Origin of the sequence: Kineothrix sp. MB12-C1 (assembly GCF_030863805.1) — a bacterium.
Lineage (GTDB): Bacteria > Bacillota > Clostridia > Lachnospirales > Lachnospiraceae > Kineothrix.
The window spans coordinates 1280546-1298592 of the sequence record NZ_CP132957.1 but is presented as its reverse complement, the minus strand read 5'-3'; the positions used below and the strand labels follow the sequence as shown (position 1 = coordinate 1298592).

The following is an 18047-nucleotide window of genomic DNA, read 5'->3' as shown; positions in this document are numbered from 1 at the left end:
ATAAGTATTCGATATAGAGGATATGTAAGAAAGAGAGGGATTGTTTATGAGATTAGTGACACGTTCTGATTTTGATGGACTGGCATGCGGAGCATTACTAAAAGAAGCAGGGATTATCGATCACTGGTCGTTTGCACATCCGAAGGATTTGCAGGATGGCCTGGTGGACATTACGGAGGATGACTGTCTGGCGAATGTACCTTTTGTAGAAGGATGCGGATTATGGTTCGATCATCACTCTAGTGAATTTGAAAGAAATCAGTTAGAGGGAAAATATAAAGGAGAGAGCCGTATGGCACCTTCCTGTGCCCGCATTATTTACGAATACTATGGAGGCAAGGAGAGATTCCCTCAATTTGATGAGATGATGGAAGCTGTGGACAAAGTGGACTCAGGCAACCTGACTATTGATGAAATACAGAATCCGAAGGGTTGGATTCTAATTGGTTTTCTTATGGATCCCAGAACAGGGCTCGGAAGATGGAGGAACTTTACTATTTCCAACTATCAGTTGATGGAGAAACTGATCGATGCTTGCCGTACGATGACTACGGAACAGATTTTGGATCTTTGTGATGTACAAGAAAGAGTCGATACTTATTTCGAACAGGCTGAGAAGTTCGAAGAAATGGTAAAAAAACATACGAGAGTGGAAAAGGATGTTATTATTTCAGATTTAAGAGATGTAGATCCTATTTACTCCGGGAATCGATTTATGATATACAGTATGTATCCTGAGCAAAATATTTCCGCTTGGATCGTTAAAGGAAAAGGGAACCAAGGTTGTTCGGTAGCAGTCGGTTACAGCATTCTTAACAAGACATCCAAAGTTAACGTAGGAAGTCTTATGTTGAAGTATGGCGGAGGGGGCCATAAGGCGGTAGGAACTTGTCAGTTTAAAGAAGAGGAAGTGGCAGAAAAGCTTCCGAAGCTTCTGGACGAGCTTGTTAATTACAAAGAATAGAAGCAATGGTGCCATATGAAAAAGGAACGCGAAAGCACGCCCTGTTTTATATGGCACTTTTAAAGGGGAGGAGAAATACCATATGAGAGATGTTAGGAGCCTTAAGGTTTATGAATATATTAACAGTTGAAAATATAGTAAAGTCGTTCGGTGAACGGAAACTTTTCGATCAGGCCTCATTTTATTTGCAGGAGGGGGAAAAGGTAGGTGTTATTGGAATCAATGGAACGGGTAAGTCTACCTTATTGAAGATGATGGCAGGCCTTGAGGAACCCGATGAGGGAAAAGTGATAAGGGCCAACCATGTAATTTGTACTTATCTTCCTCAGCATCCTGATTTTGGAGGAGAGGAGACCGTCTTACAAGCGGTATTAAGTGGATATGATAAAATATCGGAGGATCGAAGCGCCCATGATGAAATGTGGAACAGGGAAAGCGATGCTAAGGCGATGTTAACACAAATAGGAGTTAGCGATTTCGCCGCAAGATGCAACACCCTTTCAGGCGGACAGAGAAAAAGGCTTGCATTAGCAGCGGCGTTGCTCTCTCCTGCGGATATTCTTATTCTGGATGAACCGACGAACCATTTGGATAATGAGATGTCGGATTGGTTGGAGGAGATGCTCAAGAAACGAAGCGGTGCCATTATTATGGTAACTCATGACCGGTATTTTCTTGACAGCGTATCGAATCGGATCGTGGAAATAGATAAAGGGCAGATTTATTCCTATCAGGCGAATTACTCCGGTTTTCTCGAGTTAAAGGCGATGCGGGAAGAGGAACTACTTGCCAGTGAGCGGAAAAGGCAATCGATTCTGCGTACGGAGTTGGAGTGGGTAAAGCGCGGGGCAAGAGCGCGCTCTACCAAGCAAAAGGCGAGGCTGGAACGCTATGAGGAACTGAAACAGGCAGAAGCGCCAATAGCTGACGGAAAGGTAGAGATGAGCTCGGCAGCTTCAAGACTGGGGAAAACAACGGTGGAGATTAAGAATATCTCCAAGCGATACGGAGAGAAAGTGTTAATTGATGACTTTTCCTATGTGTTTTTGAAAGAAGACAGAATTGGTTTTATCGGAGCCAACGGCTGCGGGAAAACAACTCTTATGAAAATCCTTACCGGAAGTGTGGAACCTGACACCGGCAGCCTTGAGGTCGGACAGACTGTTAAGGTCGGTTATTATGCGCAAGAACTGAGTATTTCAGAGATGTCGCCGGAAAGAAGGGTTATTGATTATATTAGGGATGTTGCGGAATATATATCGACTGCGGACGGAACGATTACGGCATCCCAGATGCTGGAACGATTTTTATTTTTTGGCAGTGAGCAGTATACCTTGATAGGCAAGCTCTCAGGTGGGGAGAAGCGCAGGCTGAATCTGTTAAAAGTATTAATGGGGGCTCCCAATGTATTGATTCTGGATGAGCCTACGAACGATTTGGATATTACTACGCTCACCGTGCTGGAAGATTATCTGGATCGTTTCCCCGGAATCGTAATTACCGTTTCCCATGATCGTTACTTTTTAGATCGTACAATACGGAGGATTTTTGCCTTCGAAGAAGGTGGGAAGCTGCGTCAATACGAAGGGGGATATACCGATTATGCCGGAAAGAAAGAAGCGCTAAGGGCTATCGGAGATGGAGAAGATGGGCTGGGGGAAAGCCAAGGGAGAAGACAATCAGCTTCGCCTATGAAATCAGGGGAAAAAGAAGAAAAACGAAATTGGAAGTCCCCCTCTGCTAAGCTTAAGTTCACTTATAAGGAACAAAAGGATTATGAAACGATTGAAGGTGAGATCGCGCATCTGGAGGAACATTTGGAGCATTTGGACAAAGAGATTATTCGTGCATCCACAGACTTCATTAAATTGAATGAACTGACGAAGGAAAAAGAGGAAACGGAACATGCTCTGGAAGAGAAGATGGAACGATGGATGTATCTGGAAGAGTTGAAGGGGAGAATAGACGGCCAATAGGTGTCGTGGGAAAGTATGAAAAATAGATTAGAAGATATTGGGAGGCGTATTGCTTCCGATTTATGGGATTACAAAGTAGTAATACTCATCTTTCTTGCATATTATATTTTCATGCATGTAGTATTTCATGCATTTTGTCCGCTTGTACTTACGACAGGTTTTCCTTGTGCGGGCTGTGGAATGACACGGGCAATTTTCTTTTTGCTTACAGGTCAATTCGCCCGTTCCTTTCGGCTGAGCCCAATGGCTTTTCCTGTTCTTTCCTTTCTTCTGTATTGCGGTGTTTACCGGTATGTACTTGGAAGGAAGATAAAAGGTTTTTATATTGGGATGATCGTTCTGGTAGCGGCACTGTTAATTGTCTATGTTTACCGAATGTATACGATATTTCCTAACAGACCGCCGTATGTTTATACGAGGGGGAATTTTCTCGAAAGCCACATACCTTATTACAGGGAATTCTTGCGCAGGTTATTAGGGATATGATAATATAATGATACCAGGGTCAAAAAGTCATGTGTTTCATGCTCGCATGAAAAGACATGACTTTGGGGCCCGCAAAATATGAGAAAGCAGCCCGAATAGGGCGGATTTCGAATATTGTACCCTAACTTAAGTTAGGGTTGGGATTACGAGAGCACAAAGTGCGTAGTAATCCGTAGGTATCATAGGGGTAAATATCTTTTGCCCCCAACATCATATAATAAAAGAATGAGCTTAAGAAAATGAGGGAGGAAAAGAAATTGGATAATAACATGTACGAAAACGGGGAAGGACAGCAGCAAAATGGAACCTTCACCGGCATGGAACCGGAGCCGGGTTTCCAGGAAGGGTATGAAAGACGGGAGAAATATGAAGGACAGAGTCCGGAATACGGATATGAATACGGACAGCCGGGTGGCCATCCGTATGAAGGGCAGGGATATCAATATCCACAGCAGGGAGGTTATCAGCCGGAATTAGAAGAGCCGGTGAGTCTGGGAGAATGGTTGATCGCTTTGTTACTCATTACGTTTGTTCCCTGTGTTAACATTGTATTGATGTTCGTATGGGCTTTCAGCAAGAAAGAGAAGAAGAGCAAGTCCAATTTCTTCAAGGCACAGCTTATTATATCCGGTGTGATGCTTGTGCTTTATATCATAATTGCGCTGTTTGCAGTTATGTTATTCGCAATGGGAGAAGTCCCTTACTACTATTAATAAGTTACTATTATTTCACAATCAGAGAGTCTTTTGCCATCTTCCGGAAGCGCCGCAGGGAAGAACGAGATTGCTTTTTGTGACAGGAAGACCGATTTCTTCGGCTGTTACATATCCACCGAATTTGGAAGAAACCGTAAGATTTATCATATAAGATAATACCGCAGGCTGAAGTCCGGTCGTATAGGAGTTAATTAAATAAAATAAAGGATCCTCAGAGAGTATTTTCGTTGTCAATTCGACAAATGGGAAAATACTCTCTTCTATTTTCCATATTTCGCCTTTGGGACCGCGTCCATAAGAAGGAGGATCCATAATAATAGCATCATAAGTGTTGCCCCGGCGTATTTCCCGCTCTACGAATTTGACACAGTCATCCACAAGCCAGCGAATAGGTGCATCGGCAAGGCCGGAAGCAGCAGCGTTTTCTTTTGCCCAATTCACCATTCCCTTGGATGCATCCACGTGGGTGACCTGAGCACCGGCTTTGGCAGCAGAAAGTGTTGCACCCCCGGTATAGGCGAATAGATTCAATACGCGTACCGGACGCTTGGCCTGTTTAATAAGGTTAGAGAACCAGTCCCAATTGGTGGCTTGCTCCGGGAAGATACCGGTATGTTTGAAGCTAAATGGCTTTAAGTGGAAGGTAAGATCCCGGTATTCTATACTCCATTCATTAGGAAGATTGAAAAATTCCCATTCTCCCCCGCCTTTTGCACTGCGGTGATAATGTCCGTTTTTCTTTTTCCAGCCGGTGTGTTTCTTTTCTGTATTCCATATTACTTGAGGATCCGGGCGAATAAGCAGGTAATCACCCCACCGTTCCAGCTTTTCGCCGAGGGAGGTATCCAGCACTTCATAATCGTTCCATTGGTCTGCAATCCACATATCGTTAACTCCTAAAATCTTTTCTTTTAAATATACACCAACGGGAATTCTTTGGCAACTGCTTTGAAATCACCCTCTTTGGGGGGAGTAAGCAATGGTTACTGTTCACAGGTATTATTCCGCGAAGTCTGAATCGCTTTCTATGCGATTTTGCGAGTGCTTCGGGCGCCAAATTGCATGTTCTTTATGCAATTTGTGTGATATTGTTGCTGTGAACACTATAGGTGTGAACAGTAATAAACAATGTTTTATTCAAGGAAGGTTTCAGGTGAACAATAATATACAAAAAAGGGCAACATAAGAAATGGTAAGAAAGCTCGTTATTGTGTATGATTTACTTAAGAAATTGATAGAGAAACAGTTGTATATGCACAATGTACAAAGCAATTTCAGACTTGAAGATAAGACAAACGAGAGGAGAGATAAGATGTCAGAGGTATCTGCTGCGAAGAGGAGGACACATACAACGGTTTCGGCAAGAAGAAAAAAGACATTCATGCTACTTACTATGGTGGCACCCGGAGCTATTTGGTTGATTCTGATTCGATATTTGCCAATGTTCGGCATCATAATGGCATTTCAAGATTATAAGATTTATACGAAAGCGCCATCGTTAGTAAATAATATTATGCATAGTAAGCTTGTGGGGTTGAAGAATTTTAAATTCCTCTTTACTACGAAAGATTCCTGGATCATGATTAAGAACACCCTTGGATACAATATTATTTTTATTATTCTGGGTTTAATTATTTCCGTAACTTTTGCAATTTTACTCAATGAGGTAACCAAAAAGTTTGTTGCAAAAACCTATCAGACATTAATGTTTTTTCCCTATTTCTTAAGCTGGGTAGTTGCAAGTTATTTTTTACAGGCATTCATAGATCCGACCAACGGTCTTTTGACCCGCGCGATGGTAGGGTGGGGGATGAAGCCGATAGATTTTTATAATACTACTTCCCCATGGCCTTACATATTGGTTGTTGCTCACATTTGGAAAAACACCGGTTATTCGGTTGTCTTATATCTGGCAGCCATTACAGGTATTGATGGGTCGCAATATGAAGCGGCAAGCATCGACGGCGCATCGAAATTACAACAGGTACTTTATGTAACATTACCTCATTTAAAAACGATGATCATTATACTCTTCATACTAGCTGTAGGTAAAATTTTCAATGCTGACTTCGGCCTGTTCTATCAACTGCCGATGAATTCCGGTCCTCTGATGTCGGTAACACAGGTAATCGATACCTATGTATACCGGGCGATGATGGCAACTCAGAATTACAGCATGACTACGGCGGCAGGACTTGTACAGAATATTGTAGGTTTCGTATGTATTATGGTTGCGAACGGCATTGTTAACAAATTTGACAAGGACAGCAGCTTGTTCTAAATGGAGGGAATAAAAGTGAAAAGTATGCAAATGGCTTTACGCCGGAAGAAACGACCTTTTAATGCGGTAGGCATTCCGGCAGAAATTATAATCAACATTATTATGTTCTTGTTTTGCGCGGCCTGTGTTATTCCATTTATTTTCGTTGTGATTATTTCCTTCACGACAGAGGAGAGTATCAGGCAGATAGGATATTCCTTTGTACCGATTTCCTGGGGATTGGAAGCTTATAAATATGTCATGAAGCTGGGCGATCAGTTGTGGATATCTTATTTTAACAGTTTTTTCATTACTATAGTGGGTACGGTGCTTAGTGTATTGATTTGTATTCTTTATTCTTATGCGTTGTTCCGCAGGGATTTCAAATACAGAAGCTTCTTTTCTTTCTTCAGCTTCTTCACCATGTTATTCGGCGGCGGTTTGGTTCCTACTTATATGGTATGTAAGCAAATGCTTGGATTAAGCGATAACTATGCGGCCTTAATCGTACCGCTTTTGGTCAATCCATTCAATATAATCGTTATGAGGACATTCTTCCAGAGTTCCGTTCCGGAGGAATTGATCGAAGCTGCAGCCATCGATGGCAGCGGTGAGTATAATACCTTATTCAAGATTATTGTACCGATTGCCAAGCCGGGTATTGCGACCATTGCTTTGCTGAATGCTCTCGCTTTTTGGAACGAATGGTTCATAGCTCTCTTGTATGTTAGAGAGAGAGCAAAGATTCCGCTTCAATATTTGCTTATGCAAATGCAGCGTAATGTGGAATATTTGGCCAAGAATAGCGCCAATATGGGTTCGGATGCGGTAGCGGCAGCGAGTAAACTGCCATCACAGAGTCTTAGAATGGCACTGGTTGTATTGGTCGTAGTTCCCATCGCTTTTGCATACCCGTTCTTTCAAAGATATATTATTGCAGGCCTTACGATAGGATCCGTAAAAGGCTGATACATTAATCAGGTAGGTTCGGCAGATTGCCGCTTACATAAAAACTATTAATTATTATAGGGAGGTAAACATGAAGAAAAGAGTATTATCCATCATGCTTTGCATCGCGATGACAGCTACAATGTTAGTTGGATGCGGCGGCGCAGGAAGCACAGAAACAACAACAGATGTTACAGAAACAACAGAAGAAGCACCCGCTACGGAAGACGCAGCAGAGGCACCGGCAGAAGATACTGCCGCAGCAGAGTTAGATATCTCTGAACCGGTTACATTGAAATGGTATCTTCACGGAAGTACCGTGAATGATGACAAAGCAGTTATGGAAAAAGTAAACGAATATCTCGGCGAGAAGCTGAATGTTACTCTTCAGCCTATCTGGGGAACATGGGGCGATTTCGATGAAGGCGCTACGCTTGCGATCAACGGCGGCGATGATGTGGATATTTACTTCACATGTTCATGGACCACAAATGAGTACAACTCCTTTGCTAAAAAAGGTGCATGGGTACGTCTTGATGATCCTGAAAACAACCTGCTTGAAAAATATGGCAGTGACATCTGGAATGGACTTCCTGAAGTATTGAAGACAGGTGCTGCAATCGATGGTTCTGACGGATATGGCGTATATGGTCTTCCGGGCTTCAAAGATTTCGGAACACAGAACACATGGGATATTAACGTAACCTTACTTGAAAAATATGGCTATACCTTAGACGATATCAAGAATACAGACTATTATGGATTTGGTGAAATCTTAAAGACTGTAAAAGAAGGAGAAGGTCCTGATTTCTATCCTCTTCTTGTTGAAGGTGCTGTACTTGAAAGAATGGTAAATAACTCCATTATCGTAAACGGTGATGCGGGAAGCCTTAACGTATTATCTTATTACATCGATCCTACGGACGTTTCCAAAGATCTCGGAAGCAAGATTGTAAACAAATTTGCTACAGATGAATATAAGAAATTCGTAGAAAAAACTCGTGAATACTATGAAGCAGGATACATTGATCCCGGCTGTGCAATCAAACAGACAGCAAATGATCTTCGTACTTCCAAACAGTTATCAGGTTCTTACTTAATCGGTACACAGTCTTATGCATTAGGATATGAAATAGAGGCAAGTGCAGCACGTGGAATCGAAGTTGCATTCGTTCCTTGCACACCTCCTTACGTAGATAAAACATCTACACAGGGCGCTTTAATGGCTATCTCCACAGCATCTAAGAATCCTGAAAGAGCAATGGCATTCCTTAACCTGTTAAACACAGATCCGTACTTAATGACATTATTAGAGTATGGTGTAGAAGGAATTCACTATGACTTGAACGCAGACGGTCTTGTAGTATTCAACACAGCAGAACGCGACAACTATCAGCCTTGGAGAAACGGTATGGGTAACATCACCCTGCTTCCTCCTCAGGAAGGTGAAGGAAAAGACTTCTTTACTAACGTATTCATTCCTTATTATGAAAGCGCAAAAGCAATTCCTGCATTCGGTTATCAGTTTGATTCTGCAAGTGTAGAGACAGAGCTTGCGACTCTTGCAAACGTAGGTGAAGAATATGCATTGGCACTTAGCGTTGGAGCTATTGATCCTGCTACAGCACTTCCTGAATTCCTTGAGAAATTAGATGCAGCTGGAATCAACACAGTATTAGATGAAGCAAACGCACAGTTGGAAGCTTACTTTGCAAACGCTCAGTAATTCTTGTAAAGTGTAGTGTATAACCAGAAATAAAATTACCGCAGCATAACGATATTGGTTATGCTGCGGTTTCTTTAATTAAACAATAAATAAAATATAAATATTAAAGCCAGGAGATAGGAAATCCATCTCTTGGCTTTAGTAATTTTCAACTTAGAAATAATGAGCGATAAATACCGGTTTTTGATAAAAGATTTTAGAAAGTATATCCATAGGACAGTTATCACTTAATTTTATATTTTCCCAGAAGGGGATGGAAGAGGTATCATATCCTCCTGCAATCAACGCGGAGAAAGCAGATATAGGGAGTGAAATATGTGCCTCTTTATCCACATCTTGGATTTGAGAGATATCGGTGCATCTTCCATTCTGGAAGGTAACGGTAAATATACCGTTATTTTGTTGAATAAAAGGATCTGTAATCGCAATTGATAGTTCCCCATCGCCGATATAACTGGCGTCTTTAAGTACCCTGTTCACGTCAACGACACGAACCATTCCAAGAGGCAGTCGCTCGCAGCCGACAGCACCCATAGACCATTCCGGCATCATTTGTTCCAAGCCTAAATCGGAAGGAAGTGTGAAGGTAATATGTCGGTAATCGGTTGCGAATCCCTTAACTAGTGTGAGAAGCCCTTGCAGTCCTTCCTTATTAATATAGAAGAAACGTGAACATTCAATCCAGCGTTGTTCGGGGGCGGTATGACATTTAAAGGTAACATACGACAGAGGCTGGCCTTCTTCGGATCGATATATATAGGTAAACGTCTGATCTTTATAAGGATTCGCGGAACGAATGAAGTCATAATCATAAGAGGTTTCTTCTACCATCATATTATATTTTTCCAGCCATGTTCTGTAGATAGAAGGAATATCTGCTCCGGCTCTATCTTTTGTAGTCTCATCCAGGAGATAACAAGAGCCTGTAATGGGGAAAGAAGGAATATGAGGCAGTGCAATGCGGTACTTGTGGCTTTTACAGAACATCTCATAGCCGAACTTCCGGTAATATGCGGTGGAGAAGGGATACAAAAAGGAGAATGCTATGCCTTGCTCATACATATAAGGAAGTGCGGCTTCAAAGCATGCACGTATGCCTCCTCGTTTTCTGTATTGAGGAAGGGTAGCGACACCACCGATACCGGCCATTTTTTCCGTGTGGGAATCAAAACGTATTTCAAAAGGCTGTACAATAAAACACCCCATCATAGTCTTATCATCATCTTCGAAAGCTGCAAATCGCTCCAGGCAGTATTCTTCCTCTCTGCTTTTGGGATTTCCTATATAATTATTATACAGTTCCAAGGGAGTTTCTTCCTTGTGATAAGAAGAATCAAAAGAAATGGAGAACAATTGCTCCGTACGTTTTACTTCTTCCGGTTTTATTTTTCGTATAATCAAGACAATACCTCCATGAACAGTTTTAATAGTTTACTTTTATTATATAACATTCTATAATACAGAAAAGATATTTTCTTGTGAAAAATAGGATAAAATGGCGATTTTTAAATATTTGAAAAAAATTTTAAAAAATATAAAAAAACACTTGAAACATAAGAAAACATCGTGTATACTACTTATTGCTGTGGCATGATAGCTGTGAAGCGTGAGGTTGCTGCTTTCGGGCAGGTTTTCCGTGGAGCGAATGTCAAGAAGCCGAAAGATACGGCTTAAGGAAACTGACGACAAGTCACTGTACAAACAATATGGTCTACGAGGAAGAATTCTTCCAACAGCAACGTAGAAACGAAGTGTGAAAGATTCGGAGTATGAAATACTTCTGGACACACACGGGAGAGTGTACAGTCACCGCTTGTCGTACTTAAGAATTAAAAAGTGCGAAAAGGAGGCGACTTTTTTTATGGCAAGTCAAGTAATGAGAATTACACTAAAAGCTTATGATCATCACCTTGTTGATGCATCTGCCAAAAAAATCATCGAAACAGTTAAGAAGAACGGATCACAGGTGAGCGGACCGGTACCCCTTCCTACAAAAAAGGAAGTAGTTACTATTCTTAGAGCGGTTCACAAGTACAAAGATTCCAGAGAGCAGTTCGAGCAGAGAACTCATAAGAGACTGATCGATATCATTACACCGACACCGAAGACAGTTGATGCTTTGCAGAGACTCGAGATGCCGGCTGGTGTTTACATCGACATCAAGATGAAAAATAAATAATTCAAATGATTTTTTCATCAGACAGAACAAATAAGACCCCTACTAGTATGCAAAGTTTCGATAAGAGACTAGGCCGCTGTAGAATAAAGAGGAGGTAGGAAATGAAAAAAGCTATTTTAGCTACGAAAGTCGGAATGACTCAAATCTTCGATGAAAATGGTTCCCTGATTCCTGTAACAGTGCTTCAGGCAGGACCTTGTGTTATAACACAGGTTAAAACGCAGGAAAATGATGGTTACAAAGCAGTACAGGTTGGATTTGTTGATAAGAAAGATAAAATCATCAACAAAGACAAAGGCGGTAAAAAAGAAGTGGTTCACAGACATGGCGTGAACAAGGCATTAAAAGGCCACTTTGATAAGGCTGGAGTTTCCGGTAAAAGATATGTGAGAGAATTCAGATTTGAGAATTCTGAAGAATACACACTTGGCGGCGAAATCAAAGCAGATATTTTTGCGGTAGGAGATAAAGTAGATACTTCTGCAATCTCTAAAGGTAAAGGCTTCCAGGGCGCGATCAAGAGACACGGACACCACAGAGGACCTATGACACATGGTTCCAAGTTCCACCGTCACCATGGTTCCAACGGTGCAGCTTCCAATCCGAGCCGCGTGTTCAAAGGAAAGAAAATGCCTGGACATATGGGTTGCGTGAAAGTTACGGTTCAGAATCTTGAAATAGTAAGAGTAGATGTGGAAAAGAATCTGCTTTTAGTAAAAGGTGCAGTTCCGGGACCTAAGAAAGCTCTAGTTACAATAAAAGAAACCGTTAAGGTAGAAGCATAAGCCTTAGGCGGGTGAAAGGAGGACCATTCAGATGGCAAACGTATCTGTTTATAATATGGAAGGCAAAGAAGTTGGTAAAATCGACTTAAACGATGCGGTATTTGGCGTTCAGGTGAATGAACACTTGGTACACATGGCAGTCGTACAGCAGCTTGCAAATAATCGTCAGGGAACACAGAAAGCAAAAACTCGTGCAGAAGTTTCCGGTGGCGGAAGAAAACCTTGGAGACAGAAGGGAACGGGTCATGCAAGACAGGGTTCCACAAGATCTCCTCAGTGGACGGGAGGCGGTGTAGTATTCGCTCCAGTTCCCAGAGACTATTCTTTCAAAATGAATAAGAAGGAAAAACAGGCGGCTCTTAAATCTGCTCTTTCAAGCAGAGTACAGGGCAATAAATTAATCGTTGTTGACGAGTTGAAATTTGATGCGATCAAGACAAAGGATTTCAAGAAAGTTCTCGACAACCTGAATGTAAACAAGGCTTTAGTTGTTACAGGAACAATCGATAACAATGTAATCAGCTCTGCAAGAAACCTTCCGACTGTTGCAACATCTTATGTAGCAATCGAAGCGGCTGGTGAAGCTAAGGAAATTAAAAGCACAATTAATGTTTATGACATTATGAAATATGGCACCGTAGTTTTAACAAAAGAAGCGGTAGCTAACATTGAGGAGGTGTACGCATAATGGCAGCAATTCAATATTATGATGTTATCCTCAAACCGGTTATAACGGAAAAGAGTATGGCTGGTATGAGCGAAAAGAAATACACGTTTTTGGTTCATACAGAAGCGAACAAAACGCAGATTAAAGAAGCTGTTGAAAAAATGTTCGAAGGAACAAAAGTAAAAAAAGTTAACACGATGAATATGGATGGCAAGACAAAAAGACGCGGTAACACCTATGGTAAAACTGCTAAAACTAAAAAAGCTATCGTTCAGTTAACACAGGACAGCAAAGATATCGAAATTTTCTCAGGACTGTAAGAAGCGGTTTTGAGATAATTTGAAAAATAACACATGAGTAACGCATGTAAGAAGTTGTAAACAAGTATGCGATAAGCGCTCGGGAATCCGAAAGATATTCGGAACTCTGAAAATCGGGATTCGATAAGCATTCGGAACCCGATAAGCATCGGAACCCGATAAGCATTCGGGAATAAATTCCCTCATCGCGTTGCTCGCACCTTTGTCTCATAGTGTCCGTTCGGAATGCGAGCATTCCAACGTCCACAATGCGTCAAATCTGCTCTGCTTATCGCGCAAAACATTGTAAAGGAGAAAAGATCATGGGAATTAGGACTTATAACCCATATACACCTTCCAGAAGAAATATGACCAGCTCCGATTTTGCTGAGATTACAAAGACAACTCCTGAAAAGTCTCTTTGTGTTTCTCTCAAGAAGAACGCAGGTCGTAACAATCAGGGTAAAATCACAGTAAGACATCACGGCGGTGGTTCCAGAAGAAAATATAGACTTATCGATTTTAAAAGAAGAAAAGATGGTATTCCGGCAACAGTTATAGGTATCGAATACGATCCTAACAGAACAGCAAATATTGCACTCATTTGCTATGCGGATGGAGAAAAGGCATATATCCTTGCTCCTCAGGGATTAACAGACGGCATGACCGTAATGAACGGAGCACAGGCTGAAATCAGAGTTGGTAACTGCCTGCCCTTATCTGAGATTCCTGTAGGTACAGAGATTCATAACATTGAATTATATCCGGGCAAAGGCGGACAGCTCGTTCGTTCAGCCGGAAACAGCGCACAGTTAATGGCAAAAGAAGGTAAGTATGCAACACTGCGTCTTCCTTCAGGCGAAATGAGAATGGTGCCGATTAACTGCAGAGCGACAATCGGTACAGTAGGAAATGTTGATCACAGCCTTATTAATATCGGTAAAGCAGGACGTAAGCGTAACATGGGTATCCGCCCTACAGTTCGTGGTTCTGTTATGAACCCTAACGACCATCCTCACGGTGGTGGTGAAGGTAAGACTGGTATCGGACGTCCAGGCCCGTCTACACCTTGGGGCAAACCTGCACTCGGCTTAAAGACGCGTAAGAAGAAAAAAGCATCCAATAAGCTGATTGTAAGAAGAAGAGACGGCAGAAGCATAAAGTAAAGCTTTAGAATAAGGAGGAAGAATAATGGCTAGATCACTGAAAAAGGGACCATTTGCAGATGACAGCTTACTGAAAAAAGTAGATGCTATGAATGCTGCAGGACAGAAACAAGTTGTTAAAACTTGGTCTCGTCGTTCTACAATTTTCCCTTCATTTGTGGGACATACAATTGCAGTTCATGATGGAAGAAAACATGTTCCCGTATATGTAACGGAAGATATGGTTGGACACAAGCTCGGCGAGTTTGTAGCTACCAGAACCTATAGAGGACACGGCAAGGACGATAAGAAATCAAGAGTAAGATAAGAAGGAGGTAATATCCATGGCAAAAGGACATAGATCCCAAATAAAAAGAGAGCGAAATGCGCAGAAAGATATCAGACCTTCGGCTAAGTTATCTTATGCTAGAATTTCTGTACAGAAAGCATGCTTCGTACTCGATGCCATCAGAGGCAAAGATGTGAATACAGCGCTTGCTGTTCTGGAATATAACCCCAGATATGCATCGAGCGTAATTAAGAAATTATTGGAATCAGCAATTGCAAATGCTGAATATAAGTACAGTCAGGATCCGACTAAATACCCGAATCCGGAGAATCTTTATGTAGCGGAATGCTTTGCTAATAAAGGACCTACAATGAAAAGAGTAAAACCAAGAGCGCAGGGAAGGGCTTATAGAATCGAGAAGAGAATGAGCCACCTCACTGTTGTGCTTGATGCAAAGTAGAAAGGAGTAAACATGGGACAGAAAGTTAATCCTCACGGCTTAAGAGTCGGCATTATAAAAGAATGGGATTCCAGATGGTATGCTGATGCTGAATTTTCCGATTTTCTTGTGGAAGATTACAATATCAGAAAATTCCTTAAAAAGAAATTATACAGTGCCGGAATCTCTAAGATTGAAATCGAGAGAGCATCCGAGAGAATAAAGGTTATTATCTATACTGCAAAACCGGGTGTTGTTATCGGTAAGGGTGGTTCAGAAATCGAAGTAACAAAGAAAGAACTTTCCAAGTTAACGAATAAGAAAGTTTTAGTAGATATTAAGGAAATCAAAAGACCTGACAAAGATGCGCAGCTCGTTGCTGAGAATATCGCACAGCAGTTGGAAGGCCGTGTATCCTTTAGACGTGCTATGAAATCCTGCATGGGCAGAACCATGAAATCAGGAGCGCTCGGAATCAAAACATCCTGCTCGGGACGTCTTGGCGGCGCAGATATGGCTCGTACAGAATTCTATAGCGAAGGAACGATTCCGCTTCAGACACTGAGAGCAGATATTGATTATGGCTTCGCAGAAGCAGATACAACTTACGGTAAAGTTGGTGTTAAAGTATGGATTTACAAAGGTGAAGTACTTCCTACTAAGAACAAAAACGAAGAAAAGGTATCTTCGGAGGAAGGGAGCGATAAATAATGTTAATGCCTAAAAGAGTAAAACGTCGTAAGCAATTCCGTGGTTCGATGGCAGGAAAAGCAACCCGTGGTAATACGATTACTTACGGTGAATACGGTATCGTAGCATTAGAGCCATGTTGGATTAAATCTAACCAGATCGAAGCAGCCCGTATCGCTATGACTCGTTATATCAAACGTGGCGGTAAAGTTTGGATTAAGATTTTCCCCGATAAACCAGTAACAGCAAAACCAGCAGAAACACGAATGGGTTCCGGTAAAGGTTCCTTGGAATACTGGGTAGCAGTTGTTAAGCCTGGACGTGTAATGTTTGAAATCTCCGGAGTTTCCGAAGAAATCGCGAAAGAAGCATTACGTCTTGCAACACATAAGCTTCCATGTAGATGTAAAATTGTTTCTAAAGCAGACTTGGAAGGCGGTGTATCAAATGAAAACCAATAAGTATGTGGACGATTTAAAGACAAAATCAGCTGCAGAATTAGCACAGGAATTAGTAGCTGCTAAAAAAGAACTTTTCAATTTGAGATTCCAGAACGCAACAAATCAGTTAGACAATACAGCTAGAATTAAAGATGTAAGAAAGAATATTGCAAGAATCCAGACTGTGATTACACAGAAGGAAAAAGCAGCGCAATAAATCAGATTGACTAACGGATTAGAAAGGAGAATCGCTCGTGGAAAGAAATTTAAGAAAAACGCGTACAGGTAAAGTTACCAGTAATAAAATGGACAAAACAATTGTTGTTGCCATTGAAGATCATGTAAAACATCCTCTTTACAACAAGATTGTGAAGAGAACCTATAAATTAAAGGCGCACGATGAGAATAACGAATGCAACATCGGCGATACAGTGAAAGTAATGGAAACAAGACCGTTGTCAAAAGACAAAAGATGGAGACTTGTGGAGATTACCGAAAGAGCAAAATAATAAAATTTCGCTGCGGCGAAGTGTGGTAATAGTTTTGGAAGGAGAATTAGCATGATTCAGCAAGAAAGCAGACTTAGGGTTGCTGATAATACCGGTGCAAAAGAACTTCTCTGCATCAGAGTTATGGGTGGCTCTACAAGAAGATATGCGAACATCGGCGATATCATCGTTGCTACCGTTAAAGATGCAACACCAGGCGGCGTTGTTAAAAAAGGCGATGTAGTGAAAGCAGTAGTTGTTCGTACTGTAAAGGGCGCTCGTCGTAGAGACGGATCTTATATCAAATTTGACGAGAATGCCGCTGTTATTATCAAAGATGACAAGACTCCGAGAGGAACCCGTATTTTTGGACCAGTGGCAAGAGAGCTTCGTGAGAAACATTTTATGAAAATTGTTTCCCTGGCTCCGGAAGTATTATAAGGAGGTGCCGGTATGTCAACAATGAAAATTAAAAAGGGCGATACAGTAAAAGTAATCGCCGGTAAAGATAATGGTAAAGAAGGAAAAGTTGTTTCCGTAGACGTGAAAAATGGCAAGGTGTTGATTGAGGGAGTGAATATGATCACAAAGCATATGAAACCTTCAGCAGCTAACCAGAATGGCGGAATTGTTCAGAAGGAAGCGGCAATTGATTTATCCAACGTAATGTATGTTCACAAAGGCAAACCTACAAGAATCGGTTTCCAGAGAGTAGCAGATGACAAGCGTCCGGGTAAAACCAAAGCTCTTCGTGTGGCAAAGTCCACAGGCGAAGTTATTGATTAATTCTAAGGAAGGAGGTCTAGGCGCGTGAGCAGACTTAAAGAAATGTATAAAAATGAGATCGTAGATTCTATGGTCAAAAAGTTTGGATATAAAAACGTTATGGAAGTGCCGAAGCTCGATAAGATCGTTATCAACATGGGCGTTGGTGAAGCAAAAGAAAATGCAAAAGTTCTCGAATCTGCAGTAAAAGATATGGAGACAATCACAGGCCAGAAAGCAGTGCTTACAAAAGCAAAGAATTCTATTGCTAACTTTAAACTCAGAGAAGGCATGCCTATCGGATGTAAAGTGACACTTCGCGGCGAGAAAATGTATGAATTCCTCGATCGTTTAGTAAATCTTGCATTACCTCGTGTTCGTGACTTCAGAGGCGTTAATCCTAACGCATTTGATGGAAGAGGCAACTATTCACTCGGTATTAAGGAACAGCTTATTTTCCCTGAAATCGAATATGATAAAGTTGATAAAGTAAGAGGTATGGATGTTATCTTTGTTACAACAGCAAAGACAGACGAAGAAGCTCGTGAATTGTTAACATTATTCAACATGCCATTCGCAAAATAGAGGAGGTAAATTCATGGCTAAGACAGCAATGAAGATTAAACAGCAGCGCAAGCCGAAATTCTCTACAAGAGAATACAATCGCTGCAAAATTTGTGGTCGTCCACATGCTTATTTGAGAAAATACGGAATTTGCAGAATTTGCTTCCGTGAATTAGCATACAAGGGACAAATCCCGGGCGTGAAAAAAGCAAGCTGGTAAA

General features: G+C 41.4%; 24 protein-coding genes. 22 read left to right on the top strand and 2 right to left on the bottom strand.

Annotation, left to right across the window (positions count from 1 at the left end; all coding sequences use genetic code 11):
* The first annotated feature begins 46 nt into the window (after nucleotides 1-46).
* From RBB56_RS06125 to RBB56_RS06110, 4 genes are all read left to right on the top strand, one after another.
* Nucleotides 47-964: an exopolyphosphatase gene (locus tag RBB56_RS06125; RefSeq protein WP_306721497.1), complete on the top strand. Its 918-nt coding sequence runs from the start codon at nucleotides 47-49 to the stop codon at nucleotides 962-964.
* Nucleotides 965-1074: 110 nt separating this feature from the next.
* Nucleotides 1075-2940: an ABC-F family ATP-binding cassette domain-containing protein gene (locus RBB56_RS06120; protein ID WP_306721496.1), complete on the top strand. Its 1866-nt coding sequence runs from the start codon at nucleotides 1075-1077 to the stop codon at nucleotides 2938-2940.
* 15 nt (nucleotides 2941-2955) lie between these two features.
* A complete protein-coding gene (locus RBB56_RS06115; RefSeq protein WP_306721495.1) occupies nucleotides 2956-3426 on the top strand; it encodes a DUF2752 domain-containing protein in 471 nt (156 codons plus the stop codon).
* Between the two features lie 257 nt (nucleotides 3427-3683).
* Nucleotides 3684-4139, top strand: coding sequence for a hypothetical protein (locus tag RBB56_RS06110; protein ID WP_306721494.1), 456 nt, complete (start codon nucleotides 3684-3686; stop codon nucleotides 4137-4139).
* A 21-nt stretch (nucleotides 4140-4160) separates the two neighbouring features.
* Here the strand turns inward: RBB56_RS06110 and RBB56_RS06105 are convergent, their stop codons facing one another.
* Nucleotides 4161-5027 carry a class I SAM-dependent methyltransferase gene (locus RBB56_RS06105; RefSeq protein WP_306721493.1) on the bottom strand — a complete coding sequence of 289 codons (867 nt, stop codon included), beginning with the start codon at nucleotides 5025-5027 and terminating at the stop codon, nucleotides 4161-4163.
* Between the two features lie 304 nt (nucleotides 5028-5331).
* Here RBB56_RS06105 and RBB56_RS06100 point away from each other — a divergent pair, with 304 nt between their 5' ends.
* The 3 genes from RBB56_RS06100 (at nucleotide 5332) to RBB56_RS06090 (ending at nucleotide 9076) form a co-directional block, all read left to right on the top strand.
* Entirely contained in the window at nucleotides 5332-6423 is a 1092-nt protein-coding gene (locus RBB56_RS06100) for an ABC transporter permease (protein ID WP_306721492.1), read from the top strand.
* Between the two features lie 24 nt (nucleotides 6424-6447).
* Entirely contained in the window at nucleotides 6448-7371 is a 924-nt protein-coding gene (locus RBB56_RS06095) for a carbohydrate ABC transporter permease (protein WP_306722102.1), read from the top strand.
* 70 nt (nucleotides 7372-7441) lie between these two features.
* A complete protein-coding gene (locus tag RBB56_RS06090) occupies nucleotides 7442-9076 on the top strand; it encodes an ABC transporter substrate-binding protein (protein WP_306721491.1) in 1635 nt (544 codons plus the stop codon).
* A gap of 153 nt (nucleotides 9077-9229) precedes the next feature.
* Here RBB56_RS06090 and RBB56_RS06085 read toward each other — a convergent pair whose 3' ends face one another.
* Nucleotides 9230-10477: a GNAT family N-acetyltransferase gene (locus tag RBB56_RS06085; protein WP_306721490.1), complete on the bottom strand. Its 1248-nt coding sequence runs from the start codon at nucleotides 10475-10477 to the stop codon at nucleotides 9230-9232.
* A 460-nt stretch (nucleotides 10478-10937) separates the two neighbouring features.
* Here RBB56_RS06085 and rpsJ point away from each other — a divergent pair, with 460 nt between their 5' ends.
* The 15 genes from rpsJ to RBB56_RS06010 all read left to right on the top strand — a co-directional run bounded on the left by rpsJ (nucleotide 10938) and on the right by RBB56_RS06010 (nucleotide 18046).
* Nucleotides 10938-11255, top strand: a complete 318-nt coding sequence (rpsJ, locus tag RBB56_RS06080) for a 30S ribosomal protein S10 (protein ID WP_016293508.1) — start codon at nucleotides 10938-10940, stop codon at nucleotides 11253-11255.
* Nucleotides 11256-11356: 101 nt separating this feature from the next.
* A complete protein-coding gene (rplC, locus tag RBB56_RS06075; protein WP_306721489.1) occupies nucleotides 11357-12040 on the top strand; it encodes a 50S ribosomal protein L3 in 684 nt (227 codons plus the stop codon).
* A 31-nt stretch (nucleotides 12041-12071) separates the two neighbouring features.
* Complete coding sequence (rplD, locus tag RBB56_RS06070) at nucleotides 12072-12728, top strand: 50S ribosomal protein L4 (protein WP_306721488.1); 657 nt, start codon at nucleotides 12072-12074, stop codon at nucleotides 12726-12728.
* The gene (rplW, locus tag RBB56_RS06065; RefSeq protein WP_306721487.1) at nucleotides 12728-13027 is read left to right on the top strand and encodes a 50S ribosomal protein L23; all 300 of its coding nucleotides are present in this window, start codon (nucleotides 12728-12730) and stop codon (nucleotides 13025-13027) included. The genes rplD and rplW overlap by 1 nt, the downstream gene beginning before the upstream one ends.
* Nucleotides 13028-13329: 302 nt before the next feature.
* On the top strand, nucleotides 13330-14172 hold the full coding sequence (rplB, locus tag RBB56_RS06060) for a 50S ribosomal protein L2 (RefSeq protein ID WP_306721486.1): 843 nt from the start codon (nucleotides 13330-13332) through the stop codon (nucleotides 14170-14172).
* Nucleotides 14173-14197: 25 nt separating this feature from the next.
* The gene (gene rpsS, locus RBB56_RS06055; RefSeq protein WP_306721485.1) at nucleotides 14198-14479 is read left to right on the top strand and encodes a 30S ribosomal protein S19; all 282 of its coding nucleotides are present in this window, start codon (nucleotides 14198-14200) and stop codon (nucleotides 14477-14479) included.
* Nucleotides 14480-14495: 16 nt separating this feature from the next.
* On the top strand, nucleotides 14496-14900 hold the full coding sequence (gene rplV, locus RBB56_RS06050; RefSeq protein ID WP_306721484.1) for a 50S ribosomal protein L22: 405 nt from the start codon (nucleotides 14496-14498) through the stop codon (nucleotides 14898-14900).
* Nucleotides 14901-14912: 12 nt separating this feature from the next.
* Nucleotides 14913-15590, top strand: coding sequence for a 30S ribosomal protein S3 (rpsC, locus tag RBB56_RS06045; protein ID WP_306721483.1), 678 nt, complete (start codon nucleotides 14913-14915; stop codon nucleotides 15588-15590).
* On the top strand, nucleotides 15590-16030 hold the full coding sequence (gene rplP, locus RBB56_RS06040; protein ID WP_306721482.1) for a 50S ribosomal protein L16: 441 nt from the start codon (nucleotides 15590-15592) through the stop codon (nucleotides 16028-16030). Before rpsC ends, rplP begins: the two co-directional genes overlap by 1 nt.
* The gene (gene rpmC, locus RBB56_RS06035; RefSeq protein WP_306721481.1) at nucleotides 16017-16226 is read left to right on the top strand and encodes a 50S ribosomal protein L29; all 210 of its coding nucleotides are present in this window, start codon (nucleotides 16017-16019) and stop codon (nucleotides 16224-16226) included. The genes rplP and rpmC overlap by 14 nt, the downstream gene beginning before the upstream one ends.
* A gap of 37 nt (nucleotides 16227-16263) precedes the next feature.
* On the top strand, nucleotides 16264-16518 hold the full coding sequence (rpsQ, locus tag RBB56_RS06030) for a 30S ribosomal protein S17 (protein ID WP_331526637.1): 255 nt from the start codon (nucleotides 16264-16266) through the stop codon (nucleotides 16516-16518).
* Nucleotides 16519-16569: 51 nt separating this feature from the next.
* Nucleotides 16570-16938: a 50S ribosomal protein L14 gene (gene rplN, locus RBB56_RS06025; RefSeq protein ID WP_306721479.1), complete on the top strand. Its 369-nt coding sequence runs from the start codon at nucleotides 16570-16572 to the stop codon at nucleotides 16936-16938.
* A 12-nt stretch (nucleotides 16939-16950) separates the two neighbouring features.
* Nucleotides 16951-17283 carry a 50S ribosomal protein L24 gene (rplX, locus tag RBB56_RS06020; RefSeq protein WP_306721478.1) on the top strand — a complete coding sequence of 111 codons (333 nt, stop codon included), beginning with the start codon at nucleotides 16951-16953 and terminating at the stop codon, nucleotides 17281-17283.
* A gap of 24 nt (nucleotides 17284-17307) precedes the next feature.
* Nucleotides 17308-17847, top strand: coding sequence for a 50S ribosomal protein L5 (gene rplE, locus RBB56_RS06015; protein ID WP_306721477.1), 540 nt, complete (start codon nucleotides 17308-17310; stop codon nucleotides 17845-17847).
* Between the two features lie 13 nt (nucleotides 17848-17860).
* The gene (locus RBB56_RS06010; RefSeq protein WP_031390941.1) at nucleotides 17861-18046 is read left to right on the top strand and encodes a type Z 30S ribosomal protein S14; all 186 of its coding nucleotides are present in this window, start codon (nucleotides 17861-17863) and stop codon (nucleotides 18044-18046) included.
* The last annotated feature ends 1 nt before the right edge of the window (nucleotide 18047 follow it).